Source organism: Rhodovulum viride, from assembly GCF_003265965.1.
GTDB classification, from domain to species: Bacteria; Pseudomonadota; Alphaproteobacteria; order Rhodobacterales; family Rhodobacteraceae; genus Rhodovulum; species Rhodovulum kholense.
In genome coordinates this window covers 40975-56191 of record NZ_MUAV01000015.1, presented here as the reverse complement: position 1 = coordinate 56191, position 15217 = coordinate 40975, and the positions used below count along the sequence as shown (strand labels likewise).

Sequence of the window (15217 nt, the reverse complement as noted above, 5' to 3'; positions counted from 1 at the left end):
GCAAGCCGGTTCAGCCGGACCGGTGCTGAAGCTCTTCGGCCAGCCGGAACGACCGCACCGCGACCCGCTTGAGTCGCGCCAGGGTCGCCGCGACCGCGACCTGGTCGCCGGACTGCGACGCGCGCGACACGTTTCGCGCCGCCGACGACAGGCTGATCATGCCAAGCGAGTCGCCCAGCGCGCGAATCTGCGCTGTCAGTTCGACGCAATCGCCGGGCCGGATCTGGCTTGCCGCCAGATGCAACCCGTCGATCAGCGATTCCAACCGATCGATCGACAGGACGATCAGATGAGACGCCCTTACCTCGCCCAAATCGACGAACATGTCAGCCAGGCGCTCGGAGTCCAGCCGCAATGGCTCGTCCTGGCGCATAGTTACGACGTTGGACACCTGAAGCACCCTCCGATCACCACACCTAACGTTCAACCTCGCCTTTCAGCGTCAAGAAACCGTTGCCGCGGGTGTTTGAAATGTCTCGAATTTCCAGCAATTGCGGCTTATGCACCCGCAGAGGAAATCGGGGAGAAGCCGCACAAATGATGAACGCACGCCCGCTGCCCAGCTATCTCGTCCAGCGCTATCACGGCTGGCGAGCCACCACCCATGCCGAAAACAAGGCCTGGTACCGCCGTCTCGCCGAAGAGGGCCAGCGCCCCCGCGCGATGATCATCTCCTGCTGCGACTCGCGCATCCACGTCACCTCGATCTTCGGCGCGGACGAGGGCGAGTTCTTCATTCACCGCAATATCGCGGGTCTGGTGCCGCCCTATGCGCCCGATGGCGACCATCACGGCACCTCGGCGGCGGTCGAATACGCGGTGACGGTGCTGAAGGTCGCCAACCTGCTGGTGGTCGGCCATTCCAATTGCGGCGGCGTCCGCGGCTGCCATGACATGTGCGCGGGGCTCGCGCCGCAGCTGGAGGAAAAGACCAGCTTCATCGGCCGCTGGATGGACCTTTTGCGCCCGAGCTACGAGCGCCAGGCCGGCATCGCCGACGAATCCGAACGGCTGCGCGCCATGGAGAAGGAGGCGGTGCTGGTCTCGATCGAGAACCTGATGACCTTCCCCTTCGTGCAGGCCGCCGTCGAGGCCGAGTCGCTGACCCTGCACGGGCTCTGGAACGACATCGGCGAGGGCGTGGTCGAATGCTACGACCCCGAGACCGGCAGGTTCATGCCGGTCTGAGGCCGGGCTTCGGGACTCAGATCGCCTCGAGGAAGGCGACCAGGGCCTCGACATCGTCGGGGCCCAGATCGAGCGGCCGCACCAATGGCGACGGCGTCGCGGCCCCGGTCTCGACCGGGCCGGGCGCCTCCGGAAGCCGCGCCGAGGCACCGCCGCCCCCGGCATAGAACCGGATCACCCCCGGCAGATGGGGGAAGATCCCGTTATGCATGTAGGGCGCGCTTTGCGCGACATGGCGCAGGCTCGGGGTGCGGAACCGCCCGGCATCCTCCGGCAGCCCGGTCACGGCAAAGCGCCCCAGATCCTCGCGCCCGCGGCCCAAGAAGGACAGCCCCAGATCGTGGAAGGCGCCGTCGCTGAGCAGCGGCCCGAAATGGCAGTTGGCACAGCGCGCCTTGGTGCGAAAAAGATGGAGCCCCCGGATCTGAAGGTCGCTGAGCGCGCGACTGTCCCCCGCGAGAAACCGGTCGAGCCGGGTCGGCCGGTCCAGATGGGTCTGGAACGCCGCCAGTGCCGCCGCGATCCGGTCGAGCGTGACCGGCCCCGGCCCGAAGGCCGCCTCGAAAAGCGGCGGATAGGCCGGATCGGCCGCGACCCTCGGAGCGATGGCGCCCAGATCGGCATTGGCCATCTCGACCGGGTTGGCCATGGGTCCCAGAGCCTGCGCCTCCAGCGTCGCGGCCCGCCCGTCCCAGAACAGCGGCAGCCCGGCCCCGGCGGCGAACAGCGCGGGCGCGTTGCGGGGGCCTTCCTGCCGCCCATGCCCCAGCGAGCGCGGCAACCCGTCGCCCCAGCCCAGACGCCGGTTGTGACAACTGTCGCAGGCGATCTGCCCAGAGGCCGACAGCACCGGATCGGCAAAAAGCTTCTCGCCCAGCGCCCGGCGGGCCTCGGCCGCGCTGCCCGGCGCGGGCCGGGGCGGCAAGGGACGGGGCGCAAGCTCGACATAGGCCACGCCCGGGTCGATCTCGGGCGCGGGCCAGGTTTCGGGCGGCCCGGCATAGACCGCTCGCAGGTCCTCGGGCGCCAGCCGCAAAGGTGCCGTCATCGCCGCCAGCCCCAGCCCCGCCGCCGCGAACAAAAGCCCCAGCCGCAAGGCCTTACCAGCTGTAAGTCGTGCCGACATAGAAGCTCCGTCCGGGGATCCAGGGATTGCTGTCGGTGGCGGTGCCGCCGCCGGTATCGTCGAACAGGTTCGCGACCTTGACGTTCAGGTCGAGATCGCCGCCCCGAAGCTGGGCCAGCCGGACGCGCGCGGTCAGGAAGGCCGAAACCGCGGTGTCGAACTCGTAATCCTCGTAAACGTCGTGGGTGCGCGCGCCGTAGGTCGGGTGGCTGTGCGTCTCCCGTTCGTCGGTGTTGCGCACGCCGGTATAGGCGAAGGACACGTCGGCCCCGACCCCCAGCCCGAAGCGGCCGTTCTTCCAGTTCGATCCAAGCTCGACCGTGGCGCGCACGGGTATGTCGCGCCGCCCGGTCCTCTGGTCGAACTCGTTCCGGGTATAGGACCGGCCGTCGTACCAGATGAATTCGTCGTCGCCGATATCGCCCTCGTCGCCGAAATAGGTGTCGTTCGACATGTCGCTGTCGGCCCAGACGCCCGAGAGGTAAAGCCCCACATCGTCCAGCGCCCCGCCGCCACGCCAGCGCTTTTCGTATTCCAGCGAGACCGACCGGTATTCGGTGGTGCCGTCATTGCTGAGCAGGTTGTTGGAGCCGGTGCTGTCCGCCGACCGGGCGAACTGGTCGCGCCCCTGCCGGTCGATCAGCTTCAGCCGCCAGGTGCCCCGGGTCCAGGCGTCGCGGTACATCACCGCCAGCGAGGTTTCGTCGACATAGGGCGTCTTCAGGCCGTCCTGCGTGTAGGAATAGGAGCCGAGGTCGAGAAACGGGGTCCAGGCGCCGACCTCGCCGGTGGTGGCATCGTGACTGCGCCGTTCGTTCGCGCCGCGCGGCAAGGCGTCGTGGATCGCATAGGAAATATATTCGCCGCTATAGTAGCGGTTCGCCCCGGCCACGACCGCGAAATCCGGGCCGGGCGTCCAGCTGGCCGACAGCCGCGGGGCGATGTCGGTATTCTTCAGCACGTCGTTATAGGAAAACCGCAGGCCGCCCCGCAGGCCGAAATCGCCAAAGCTCCGGTCGTATTCCAGATAGGCCTCGGCCAGGGTGGCGTCGGTCGAGATGTCATAGGCGTCCTGGACGATGCGTGTGCGCAGATACTGGTCGTCGATACAGGCCGGATCGCCTGCGGGGCAGGTGAAGCTGCCGAACGGGTCGCTGGCGTCGAGATAGGTGCTCAACGTGTAAGAGGTAAAGCCGTCGCCGCTTTGCCGGGCATCGACCCTTTCGACATAGGCGCCGAACTTGAAGCGGCCGCGTCCCAGATCGGCCTCCAGCTCTGCCTCGATCCGGTTGCGCGTGTCGGAATAGCTTTTGCTGCCATAACCGCCGCGGCGACACGCATGGTAATCCTCGGCGGCGCTGGGCGTGTCGGGCGTGTCGCACCAGGCATCGAACGCATCGGTGTGGTAGGATTGGCCCCGCAGCGTACTGAAATAGGACCCGAACCAGGACAGGAACGTGTTCTGATCGGTGCTGTTGCTGGCCTCGTTGTCCTGATGCACGGCGCCCAGTGTCAGCTTGACGTTCGACAGGCTGGCCGGGCCCAGATCGAAACTACCCAGCTGCCGGGTGTAGCTCGCATCGAGCGACAGGTTCCGGGTTTCGACGTCGAGGTGATAATCTTGGGTCCAGGGCGAATCCCAGCCCTGGCTGTAATCGGTCAGGTAGCCGTTCAGCTCGAGTTGGTCGCCGTTCTCGAACTCATGCGCAAGGCTCAGCCGCCAGAAATCGCTGCGGCTGTCGTCATCGGCCGTCAGCGGGCGGTATTGCGGCTCTTTCGCCTTGGTGGCCTCGGCCATGCGGCGCCCAAAGCCGAAGATCACGGCCGTGTTCTCGCCAAGGGGCTGGTTGAACTCGGCCGAGACCTCGCGCTTGGAAAAGTCGGGCTTCGGCACGCGGTCGGGGTTGTCGCCGTCTTCGGTGCCCAGCCGGTAATGCACCAGCGCATCGTTCTGGAAGCTCAAGGAGACCTTGCCAGAAGCCCGCGCGGCATCCGGCTGGGTCAGGGTATAGTCGATCACGCCGCCCTCGAAACCGCCATATTCGGCCGAGATGTTGGAATCGCGGACCTCGATGCTGTCGACCATCGCCGAGGGCACGAACTGGGTCTGGGAATGCAGCCCGTAAAAGCTGTAGGTCCCCGGATTGCCGGTCTGGCGGCTGAGATCCTCGCTGGTATGCGGATGGGTGTTGCCGGTCGCCGACCCGATCCCGGTGCCGTTCAGCCGGATCGCGTTGCCGCTGACCCGGCCGCCCGAGATCGAGAATTCCAGCGGCTTCAGGTCGAGGATGTCGTCGACATTGACGCCCGAATCGAACGGCGTGTCGCGATACTGTACGTTGGGCAGGCTGGTCAGCGCGGTATTGGCATCGCCCGAGCCGTCGCTGCGGATCTGGACGGCATCGGCGCCCAGGGCGGTCGTGCCGCTGTCATCCGCATCGCCCGTGGCGATCTCGGTGCCGGTCTCGTCGGTCTCGGCCAGCGTCACCGGATCGAGGGCAAAGGCTTGCTGGGCCAGGACGCTGTCCGGTGGCACGGCGGCCAGCGTCAGAATCGTGGCGCCGACCCGCAACGCGGGCCGGTTTGTCTCTTTGGTCATCGTTACGTTCCCCCAAAGCCCGTCTGTCACGGACCCCTCTTGCTGTCGTCGAGGCTGGCGGAACGCTGGCGGAATGGGCCGCACCTATCGAAGCGGCGGCCCACACAAGGTCGTTACAATTCCCCACAAAAACAGTCAACTAAAGGTGCGGCCCCCGCGAGAGGGACCGCACGTCACTTGGCTGGACTGGCCTGGAAAAGAGCCGGGGTCAGTGCAGCGGGCGGCGCTGGCGCCCGACCCACTGATAGACGGCGTCGTTCATCCCGGCGAGCGGCGCGCAGCTTTTCGCACAGCCGCAGCAACCCTTGCCGCAGCCGCCTTCGGGCGTTTCGGTCAGGCAGCGCAGCATGCCCTTCTGCACCAGCACGTCGACCATGCCCCGGATCGCCTCGGGATCGGTGTCGAAGCGGTTGGCGAGCTGCTGGAGCGAAACCTGACCGGCCTCGGCGCAATAGGCGCGGATATCGGAAAGAACCATCGCCCCGCCCTCACGCCGCCCGCGCCGCGGCGCCGCCCGGACCCCGCGGGGTCGAGGCGATCCGCATCGTCACCAGCACCGCCACGAAGATCGCGAGGATGCCGACGATCCAGGCCGAGGCCTCGGCCGGATGGGTGGCCAGCCGGCTCGACTGGTAGGTGATGACGCCCGTGCCATAGGCCAGACCGGTGGTCCAGCTGACCGCGAACAGGGTCCATTTGGTGCCGGTCTCGCGCCAGATCGCGCTGGTTGCGGCCACGCAGGGCGCATAAAGCAGGATCACCAGCAGGTAGGCCATGGCTGCGGCGGTGCCGTCGAACCGTTCGGCCATCGCGCCGAAGATGCCCGAGGACACGCCCTGTTCCTCGGCAGCGAGCGCCTGATCGTCGACATCGCCGATATTCAGGCCCAGAGGGTCCGCGAGACTTCCGGCCGCATCGGCGATATTGGCAGGGATCGAGGCCAGCGCCTCGCCGATCCCGGCCATCACGCTGAAGGGTTCGTCCTCGGCGCCCGCGTCTTCGGCCATCTGGCCGTAAAGCGCGTTCAGCGTGCCGACCACGGCCTCCTTGGCGAAGATCCCGGTGAACAGACCGACCGTGGCGGGCCAGTTTTCCTCATGGATGCCCATGGGCTCGACCACCGGGGTGATCGCCTTGCCGATCGAGGACAGCACGGACTGGTCGCTGTCCTCGTTGCCAAAGCTGCCATCCGTCCCCAGCGAATTGAGGAAGCCCAGCACCACGACGACCGCGACGATCATCTTGCCCGCCTTGAACAGGAACGCCTTGAGCCGGTCCCAACTGGTACGCAGCACCGATTTCAGGGTCGGGATGTGATAGGGCGGCAGTTCCATGATCAGCGGCGAGGTCGTGCCGCGCAGCAACGTGTTCTTCAGCACCAGCCCGGTCAGGATCGCGGCGAGGATGCCGATGACATACAGCAGGAACACGATGTTCTGCCCGCCCACCGGGAAGAAGGCCGCCGCGAACAGCGCATAGACCGGCAGCCGCGCGCCGCAGGACATGAAGGGCGCCATCATCACCGTCATCAGCCGGTCGCGCCGGTTGTCGAGCGTGCGTGTCGCCATCACCGCAGGCACGGTGCAGCCAAAGCCCAGGATCATCGGAATGAAGGACTTGCCCGGCAGGCCGATGGCCCGCATCGAGCGGTCCATCACGAAGGCGGCCCGCGCCATGTAGCCCGAATCCTCGAGGAAGGTCAGGAACAGGAACAGAAACCCGATCACCGGAATGAAGGTCGCGACGGTCTGGATCCCGGCGCCGACCCCGCCCGGCAGGACCGCGATCAGCCAGTCGGGCGCGCCGATGGTCGCCATGACCTCGGAGGGCCAGTCGACCAGCAGCGTGCCCGCCAGAATGTCGAAGAAGTCGATGAACGCGCTCGCGAAATTGATCGCGAAGAGGAACATCACATACATGATCAAGAGGAAGATCGGGATGCCCAGCACCCGGTTCAGCACCACGCCGTCGATCCGGTCCGACAGGCTGCGAGAAATCCGGCTGGTGCGGCGGACCCCGCTGCGCGCCAGCCCGTTGGCAAAGCCATAGCGGGAATCGGCCAGCAGGATGTCGATATCCTCGTCCAGCAGGTCCTCGACCTTCAGCCGGGCCTCTTCGGCCTGGGCCGCCAGCGCGGGCGGCACCATCGCCAGAGCGGCGGCATCGCCGTCCAGCAGCTTGACCGCCAGCCAGCGCGCATCGACACCCTTATCGGCCGCAGCCTGCGCGGTCGCGGGAACAAGCTCGGCCAAGGCCTCCTCGACCGCGGGCGGATGGGTGACCGTGGCTTTCGGCGGCTCGGGGGCTGCGGCGGCCGCGACGATGGCATCCTTCAGCGCCTCGACGCCCTTCTTCCGGGCCGCAACCAGCGGGATCACCGGACAGCCCAGCCGCTTGGCCAGCGCTTCGGGGTCGATCCTCAGGCCGTTTTCCTCGGCCATGTCCATCATGTTCAGCGCGATGATCATCGGCACCCGCATCTCGACCAGCTGGGCGGTCAGATAGAGGTTCCGTTCCAGGTTCGAGGCATCGACGATGTTGATGACCAGATCGGGCTCGCCCGACAGGATGTAGTCGCGGGCGATGGATTCATCGAGCCCGGTATCCGAGATGCTGCCCAGCGAATAGGTGCCTGGCAGGTCGACCACGGTGACATCGGCGCCCTTGTGCGAGAAGGCGCCTTCCTTGCGGTCGACGGTGACACCCGCCCAGTTGCCGACGCGCTGGCGCGACCCGGTCAGGGCATTGAACAGCGTGGTCTTGCCGCAGTTCGGGTTGCCCGCGGTGGCGATGGTAAAGGATTTCATCAGTCAACGGCCTCCAGCGTGAGCAGCGCGAATTCGTCCCTGCGCAGCGACAGCGCGAAGCCGCGGACGCGGATCTCGATCGGATCGCCCATCGGGGCCACCCGGGTCACGGTCAGTTCGGTGCCGGGGGTGAGGCCCATGGTCAGCAGCCGCTCGCGCCCCGCCCGGTCGCCCCGCGCGAAGCTTTTGACGCGAACCGTCGTACCCATCTTCGGCAGTGTGTTTTCCATTCGCCCGTGTCTTTCGTTTTAGTGGTCGTCATTGGCCGGTTCGACCAGGATCTTGCCGGCAAGGCCCTGCCCCAGCGCCAGACGCGTCTCGCCCACCCCGATCAGCATCGGGCAGCCGCCGCCCCGCTGCAGGATGCGCACCCGCGCGCCCACCGTCAGGCCAAGATCGATCAGCCGGTGATGCACGCCGCGCCCGGGGCGCAGCGCCACGACGCGCAGCCAGACGCCCTCGTCGGCCAGCGCCAGCGGACAGGCATTCGGCCCCAGGACGCAATCCGCGGCCCGGGCCTCGGGCGAGGTGCAGGGCTGCCCGGTCGCGTGGCAGCATTCGCCCGTCCCGAGACCGTCATGCCCATGCCGGTGCCGATGCCCGCCGCGATGCCGATGCTCATGCCCGTGTCCGTTCATCAGTCCCTCGTCCGCCAGACCGGGTGCCTCGGAAGATTGCAGGTCGCCGGAGTCCCGGTCGTCAAAAGCGTCCTGATCGTGTATGGCTGGCGACATGTCCTGAGACCTTTCCTGAGGCAAGCGGCATAGCCGAGTATTATCGTCGGGAATTCCGCGGTTCCAGTTTCGTTTCGTTGATCTGAATCAAGAGACACGGATTCTTGAGGGAATTTCTCAAGAAAACAGGGCAAAACCGGGAAACCCCGTGGCGGAATGCCGCAAAATCGGAAGGCTGGAAAGCCTGAAAAGACGGCGTTTTGCAGAGACAGGCCAGTTGATGCCGGTCGCGTGACTCAGGCGGGCGCAGGCCCCCGGGCCGGGGCCACAGACCCGCGCTCGACCAGATCGACCGCGATGGCCCGGTGCGAGACAGCCGCATCCGCCGGGCCGAGAATCGCCTCGAGCGTCGCCCCGGTCAGCGCCGGAAGCGACTGGCGCACCGTGGTCAGCCGATGCGAGGACCAGCCCGAGATCGGCGCGTCGTCGAACCCGATCACCGACAGGCGTTCCGGCACCGCCAGCCCCAGCTCGTGCCGCGCCGTGTTCATCGCGCCCAGCGCGATTTCGTCGGTGACGCCGAAGATCCCGTCGATCCGGGCCGGGTCGCCCTCCGCCAGAAGGCTCCGCGCCGCCGCGACGCCGGTCTCGTAGCTGTTGGGGCCCTGCGTCCAGCGCCGGACCGTCAAGCCCGCGCGCGCGGCCTCGGCGCAAAAGGCATCGGCCCGCGCCAGCTTGGCGCTGGTGCGAGACTCCGACAGCACCACCGCCAGCCGACGACAGCCCGCCGCGATCAGCCGCCGCGCGGCCAGCCGCCCGCCGCCCGCCGCATCCGAGTCGATCACATCGGCCAGCGCCCCGGCGGCCGGTGCGGGCCGGTTGATCAGCACCATCCGCACCCCGTTCGCCGCACAGAGTCGCACCAGCTCGTCGGGCGCCGCGCCCGACAGCAACACCACCGTGCGCACCCGGTATTCCAGCAACCGTTCGACCGCGCGGCCGAGGTCGGGCGCCTCGGCGCCGGGGCACGGGTCGGGGCGGAGATTGACCAGAAGCGTCTGCAGCCCCTCGGCCTGAAGTGCTGCGGACAGCGCGTCGAACTGCGCCGCGATATAGGGATTGCCCAGATTGGCGCCGATGATGCCGACCAGATCGGACCGGTCGCGATGCAGCGTCCGCGCCAGCCGGTTGACGCGGTAGCCCAGCGCCTCGGCCGCCTCCAGAACCCGCGCGCGGGTTTCCGGCGCGACGCTTGCCCCCGGCGTGAAGGCGCGCGACACCACCGAGCGCGAGACGCCCGCGCGCCGCGCCACATCGGCGGCGGTGACGAATCTAGGCTCCATGCGCGCGCCCTGCCAGATCGCGCGCGATCACCTCGCGCGCCAGATCCAGCATCGGCGGCAAGGGATGCGCCGTGTCGAGCCCCCGCAGCCGCCGCAGATGCGCCAGCGCCGCGTCGAGGTCCGGGAACGCCTGCGGATGGCAAAGCGTCAGCCAGACCGCCAGCACCGTGACCGACCGTGACCGCCCACCCCGGCAATGCACCAGAAGATGGCCCGGACGGTGGGGCGGATAATGCGGCTTGCCCGGACCATAGGCCCCCATCAGACCCCTGACCGTCACGACTGCGGCGGCCAGCAGATGCGGGTCGTTGCCGGGACCGTCGATCAGCCCGATCTGATAGCGCCGCACCTGCGTGCCGTCGCCCAGGGCCAGCGGCCCGGGACAGAGGTTGAGCCCCAGATTGAGCGTCTCGGTGACGCCCGCCGCGGTCAGCGCCGCCGCATCCTCGGCCCCTGCCAGATTGCCCAGAAAGACCCGCTTGCCGGGCTGCGCCGAGGCGGAAGCGACCGGGCCGAGCACGTCGATCAGCAGCGGCCGGGCGTCCTCGCGGGCCTCTGCGGCGGGCACATCCTTCGGGACAGCGTGACGACCAGGGGCATCCATGTCTCAGATCTCCGTCTCGGGATCGGTCCAGAGCCGCGCGCCCAGCCGCTCGGCCAGCCGCGGGGCGGTTGCGATGTCAAGAAAGGCGGGCAGCACCCGGCGCGCCCCGGTCGCTCGCACCAGCGTCAGAAGGTCGGGCAGGGTCGGATGCACGTTCCAGGGCAGCCAGAGCGCCTGCCCGGCATCCAGCAGGCGCCGCGCGGGCGTGCCGTCGGGCACATGGCTGGAAAAGACGAAACGGAACCCCTCGCGCCCCAGAAGCTGGGCCGCAAGCCCGCGCTCGGCGTTCGAACTGACACAGACGATGGCCCGGTCGGGACGGGCGGTTGCGGCATCGACGATCTCGGGCGGGGTGCCGGTCGCCTCGGCCACCTCGCGCCCGATTACCGCATCCGTGGCAACGGTAAGTCCGGCCTCTGTCAGCGCGGCCACCATGTCGGCGCCGCGCCCCGCCGCCGGACAGCACAGCACCGCGCCCGCCTCGGCCGCTTGCGCCATGGCGGCGATCTGGTCGCCAAGCCGGCCCTCGCGGTCGCCATAAGAGGCGTCAAGCACCAGCGTCGCGGCCTCGGGCAACGGATCGACCGGCAGGCGCGGCGCCTCGGGACAGATATCGCCGGTATAGATCAGCCCGCCCGCGGGCGTGGCCAGATGCAGCCAGACCCCGCCCGGCGCATGCCCCGCGCGGCCCAGGGTCAGATCGAGCCCCATCAGGTCGATGCGACCCCGTTCGGGCAGCACGCGCGCCCGGCCGGGCCGCAGCCGCTCGGGCAGAAAGCCCAGCGTGCGCGCGGTGGCCAGAACCGGCGGGTCGCCGACCTCGTCCAGCCGGTCCAGCGCGCCCGCATGGTCCTCATGGGCATGGCTGAGCACCACCGCATCGACCCGGCCGATGCCGGTCAGGTCGGGATGCTCGCCCGGTTCCAGCCCGTCGCCCAGGTCGAACAGGACCCGCCGCCCGGCGATCTCGATCAGGAAGATCGCGGCGCTTTTCCGGCCGAGCCCGCTGATCGCGGTCAGTCGCGCCATGGCAGCACCCCCTCGGGCAGGCGGCGGCCGAAGGCAAGGCTTGCCAGCATCAGCTCCAGCACGACCGCCACCATCAGGCAGCCCACCGCGGCGGCCAGCGTCGAGGACCCGGCCTCGTCGAGAAAGATGATGGTGGGCCCGATGGTCTGCGCCCGCGACGACACAAGCAGGACCGAGGTCTGGATCTCGTTGATCGCCGACATGAAGACCAGGATCGCCGAGGCCGCGGCGGCGGGCGCCAGCGTCGGCAGCACGATGTCCCTGAGCCGCGCGATCAGCCCCGCCCCCGCGACCTGTCCCGCCTCGTCCAGCGCCCGGTCGATCTGGGCATAACCGCCAAGGATCGGCCGCAGCGCCAGCGCCAGGTAGTTTGCCAGATAGGCCGCAAGGATCACCCAGACGGTGCCGTAAAGGCTGGTGCCGATCAGCGGCAGCGGCCGCAGGAAGAACAGGATCATCGCCACGCCGATGATGATGCCGGGCAAGGCATAGGCCAGTTCCGAGGCCAGTTGCAGAAGGCGCGCCACCGGCCCGCTGCGCCAGCTCAGCACATAGCCCAGCGCGACCGAGACCGGCACCAGAACCGCGACCGCCAGAGCCGTCAGCCAGAGGCTGGTCAGGAACGCCTTGCGGATGCCCTCATGGTGAAACAGCGCATTGGCGAAATTCTCAAAGGTGATCGTGTCGGGCCCCAGCGGCTGGCCGTAGCCGCGCACCAGCGCCGTGCCCAGCAAGGCCGACAGCGGCAGCAGCAGGCAGGCCACGAGATAACCCCAGGCCAGCAGCCCGACCGGTCCGTGCCAGCGCCCCAGCGGCAGGCGCAGCCGCCGCGCGGCCCCTTCGACGCGCTGGTCGCCCCGGCGGCCCAGCCAGCCGGTCAGCCCCATGCCGACCACCGTCAGCCCGGCCAGCATCAGCGCCATCAGCGCCATGTCATTCAGCGCCGAGGGACCGTAGGCGTTGAGGCGGCGATAGATCAGGGTGATCAGCGTCGGCACCCGGGCCGGGATACCCAGCATCGCCTGGATCCCGAAATTCCCGATCGACGAGACGAAGGCCAGCGCCGCCCCGGCAAAGACCGCCCCGCGCACCAGCGGCAAAACGATGTCCCGGCTCAGCGCCAGAGGCCCGGCCCCGGCCGCCTGCGCGGCCTCGACCAGATCGGCGGGCAACCGGCGCAGTCCGGCACGCACCGACAGGAAGACCAGCGGCGCGTTGCAGAACCCCAGCAGCAGAACGATGCCCCAGGCGGAATACAGCGGATGCCGCATCCCCGGCGGCAGCGACAGGCCCAAGGGCCCCAACAGAGGGCTGGCCGGCGAAAACGCCTGTACCCAGGCCAGCGCGGTCACCTGCGGCGGGATCATCAGCGGCAGCACGAAGCCGAAGACCCAGAGCGTACGCCCGCGCAGGTCGGTCAGCCCAGCCAGCAGGGCCGCCAGCGTCCCCGTCACCGTGGCCAGCGCCGTCGCGGCACAGGAAATCCAGATGGTGTTGACCGTCGCCTCGGCGACCCGGCGGCCGCCCAGTACCTCGGTGATCCTGGCGGCATCGAACGTGCCTCCCGGGAACAGCGCCGCCTGCACCAGCCGCGCCAGCGGCAGGATCGACAGCGCCCCCACGAACAGGACGAGCCCGGCCAGCACCAGCCACTCCCCCGGCACCCGGGGCAGGAGCGCCCGTCGCGGGCGCGCCCCGGTCTCGACCGAAAGGCTCACGCGGTCAAAGCCCGAAGATCTCGGCGAATTTCGCGCGGACCGCCGCGTCGGTCCGGACCGCCTCGTCGGCATTCAGCGGCAAAAGCGTCATCGAGGCGAGATCGGGGAACCCCTCCGGGCCCGCGACGCCCGGCAGGATCGGCAGGTTGCCCTGTTTCGCCACCAGTTCTTGGCCCTCTTCGGACAGCAGGAAATCGACGAAGGTCTTCGCGGCCTCGGGCTGGTCGGTGGTCGACAGGATCGCCACCGGTTCGGTGATGACCGAGACGCCATCCTTCGGCACGATATAGTCGATGGGCGAGCCGTCGGCCTTGGCGCGCAGCGCGTTCGCATCGACCAGGATCGCGTATTTCGCCATGCCCGAAGCCACCGCCTTGGTCGCCGGGCCGTTCCCGCCCTCGGGCACGATGTCCAGATCGTTGAGCCCCTCGTAGAAGGCCCAGCCAATCTCGGGGGCGTCGATCAGCGTGTGCAGATGGCAAAGTGCGGCCCCCGAATACAGCGGGCTCGGCACCGCGATCTGGCCGCGGTTTTCCTCTTTCAGCAGATCGGCCCAGGTCTCGACCGGCTCGGCGATCTCGGTGTTCCAGGCGATGCCGGTGGTGATCGCCTTGGTGCCGAAGAAGGTCATGTCGGGGTCGTACATGGTCGCGTCATAGGCCGCGACCGGGGCATCGATGTAGGGCAGCAGGTGACCGCCCGCCTTCAGTTCGCCCAGGTTGATGACATCGGCCACCAGCAGCACGTCGGGCTGGACCTGACCGGCCTCGATTTCCGCGCGCAGCACGTTCATCAGCGCCGAGGTGCCGTTGCGGGTCCATTCGACCTTGATGTCGGGATGCGCGGCCTCGAAGGCATCGACGGTTTCCTGCGCCTGTTCGGGCGCCTGGCTGGTGTAAAGCGTGATCGTGGTTTCGGCCGAGGCGGCGGTCGCCATCAGACCGGCGGTGGCAAGGGCAAGAAGACGCATCGTTACAGTCCTTGAGTGGGGAGGGAGGGGAGAGAGGGATCGGGAAGCACCCAGCCGTCGGTCAGCGCGACGGTCACGCGCTGGCCCCGCTCGATCCGGGCGGGGGCGGCGACGTTGAGGCACAGCGAGACGCCGCCATCGGGCCCCGCCGCCAGTTCGGCGCGCAGGTGATGGCCGCGAAAGGTGGCGCGGGTGACGGTGGCGGGGACGCCCTCGCCCTCGGTCAGACGCAGATCGCCGGGATGAAGCGCGATCCGGGCGCGCGGCCGGGGCCGTTCGCCGGGATCGCAGCGCAGACGCACCGGCACGCCCAGCAGCCGCGCCTCGGCCCGGCCATCGCCCAGGGGCGCAAGGTCGGTCACCTCGACCACCCGGCCGTCGCCGATGAAGCCCGCGACCATGGCGCAGGCCGGTTCGCGAAACAGCCGCTCGGGCGGGGCGAATTGCACGATCCGGCCCGCCTCCATCACCGCGACGCGGTCGGCCAGCGCCAGCGCCTCGGCCTGATCGTGGGTGACATAGACCATCGTCGCGCCGGAGCGGCGGTGGAAATCGGCGAATTCAGCTTCCAGCGTGTCGCGCAGATGCACGTCGAGATTGGCCAGCGGCTCGTCCAGCAGCACGACGCGGGCCTCCATCGCCAGACAGCGCGCCAGCGCGACCCGCTGGCGCTGTCCGCCCGACAGATCGGCGGGCCGCCGCGCGGCCATCTCACCCAGCCCGACCGTTTCCAGCACCGCCCGGGTGCGCGCCTCGCGCGGGGCCCGGCCCATGCCGCCGACCTTCAGCCCGTAGGACACGTTGCCCGCCACGCTCATATGCGGCCAGAGCGCATAGGTCTGGAACACCACGCCGACGCCCCGGCCTTCGGGCGGCAGATGCACACCCGGCCCCGAAACCAGCCGCCCGCCCATCCGGATGCTGCCCGCATCCGGCCGCTCGAATCCGGCCAGCAGCCGCAGCAACGTCGTCTTGCCGCAGCCCGAGGGACCGAGGATCGCCACGAACTCGCCCGCCCCGACCGCGAGGGACACCCCGCCCAGAACCTCGGTCCGGCCGAAGGACTTGCCGAGGTTCTGGATGTCGATGGCACTCATCACGGGCTCCGGACGCGGGATTGCACAGCATTGCAACCACGCGCCCTTCCTGCCGCCCGAAT

The 15217-nt window shown here is 68.8% G+C and carries 14 protein-coding genes; 1 reads left to right on the top strand and 13 read right to left on the bottom strand.

All coding sequences use genetic code 11. From position 1 onward, the window contains the following. Positions 1-10: 10 nt before the first annotated feature. The gene (locus BYZ73_RS13460; RefSeq protein WP_146176235.1) at positions 11-391 is read right to left on the bottom strand and encodes a hypothetical protein; all 381 of its coding nucleotides are present in this window, start codon (positions 389-391) and stop codon (positions 11-13) included. A 146-nt stretch (positions 392-537) separates the two neighbouring features. On the opposite strand from BYZ73_RS13460, the gene BYZ73_RS13455 reads away from it, so the two are divergent. Beyond that, entirely contained in the window at positions 538-1188 is a 651-nt protein-coding gene (locus BYZ73_RS13455; protein WP_108025191.1) for a carbonic anhydrase, read from the top strand. 16 nt (positions 1189-1204) lie between these two features. Here the strand turns inward: BYZ73_RS13455 and BYZ73_RS13450 are convergent, their stop codons facing one another. The 12 genes from BYZ73_RS13450 to BYZ73_RS13395 form a co-directional block, all read right to left on the bottom strand. Further along, positions 1205-2314 carry a cytochrome-c peroxidase gene (locus BYZ73_RS13450; RefSeq protein ID WP_112316347.1) on the bottom strand — a complete coding sequence of 370 codons (1110 nt, stop codon included), beginning with the start codon at positions 2312-2314 and terminating at the stop codon, positions 1205-1207. Then, positions 2289-4913, bottom strand: a complete 2625-nt coding sequence (locus BYZ73_RS13445; RefSeq protein WP_112316346.1) for a TonB-dependent receptor — start codon at positions 4911-4913, stop codon at positions 2289-2291. The genes BYZ73_RS13450 and BYZ73_RS13445 overlap by 26 nt, the downstream gene beginning before the upstream one ends. A 208-nt stretch (positions 4914-5121) precedes the next feature. Next, complete coding sequence (locus BYZ73_RS13440; protein WP_075784263.1) at positions 5122-5391, bottom strand: FeoC-like transcriptional regulator; 270 nt, start codon at positions 5389-5391, stop codon at positions 5122-5124. 10 nt (positions 5392-5401) lie between these two features. Then, entirely contained in the window at positions 5402-7720 is a 2319-nt protein-coding gene (gene feoB / locus BYZ73_RS13435; protein ID WP_112316345.1) for a Fe(2+) transporter permease subunit FeoB, read from the bottom strand. Then, positions 7720-7929: a FeoA family protein gene (locus tag BYZ73_RS13430; protein WP_245895604.1), complete on the bottom strand. Its 210-nt coding sequence runs from the start codon at positions 7927-7929 to the stop codon at positions 7720-7722. Before BYZ73_RS13430 ends, feoB begins: the two co-directional genes overlap by 1 nt. A gap of 39 nt (positions 7930-7968) precedes the next feature. Next, positions 7969-8454, bottom strand: coding sequence for a FeoA family protein (locus BYZ73_RS13425; RefSeq protein WP_220086839.1), 486 nt, complete (start codon positions 8452-8454; stop codon positions 7969-7971). Between the two features lie 236 nt (positions 8455-8690). Next, a complete protein-coding gene (locus BYZ73_RS13420) occupies positions 8691-9737 on the bottom strand; it encodes a LacI family DNA-binding transcriptional regulator (RefSeq protein ID WP_112316344.1) in 1047 nt (348 codons plus the stop codon). Continuing rightward, positions 9727-10341 (bottom strand): protein phosphatase, encoded by a 615-nt coding sequence (locus BYZ73_RS13415; protein ID WP_112316343.1) that lies wholly within the window; start codon positions 10339-10341, stop codon positions 9727-9729. Before BYZ73_RS13415 ends, BYZ73_RS13420 begins: the two co-directional genes overlap by 11 nt. Positions 10342-10344: 3 nt before the next feature. Then, on the bottom strand, positions 10345-11370 hold the full coding sequence (locus BYZ73_RS13410) for an MBL fold metallo-hydrolase (protein WP_112316342.1): 1026 nt from the start codon (positions 11368-11370) through the stop codon (positions 10345-10347). Continuing rightward, entirely contained in the window at positions 11358-13088 is a 1731-nt protein-coding gene (locus BYZ73_RS13405; RefSeq protein ID WP_220086838.1) for an ABC transporter permease, read from the bottom strand. Before BYZ73_RS13405 ends, BYZ73_RS13410 begins: the two co-directional genes overlap by 13 nt. Positions 13089-13092: 4 nt before the next feature. Beyond that, on the bottom strand, positions 13093-14058 hold the full coding sequence (locus BYZ73_RS13400; protein ID WP_112316340.1) for an ABC transporter substrate-binding protein: 966 nt from the start codon (positions 14056-14058) through the stop codon (positions 13093-13095). A 2-nt stretch (positions 14059-14060) separates the two neighbouring features. Next, on the bottom strand, positions 14061-15155 hold the full coding sequence (locus tag BYZ73_RS13395) for an ABC transporter ATP-binding protein (protein WP_112316339.1): 1095 nt from the start codon (positions 15153-15155) through the stop codon (positions 14061-14063). Between the last annotated feature and the right edge of the window lie 62 nt (positions 15156-15217).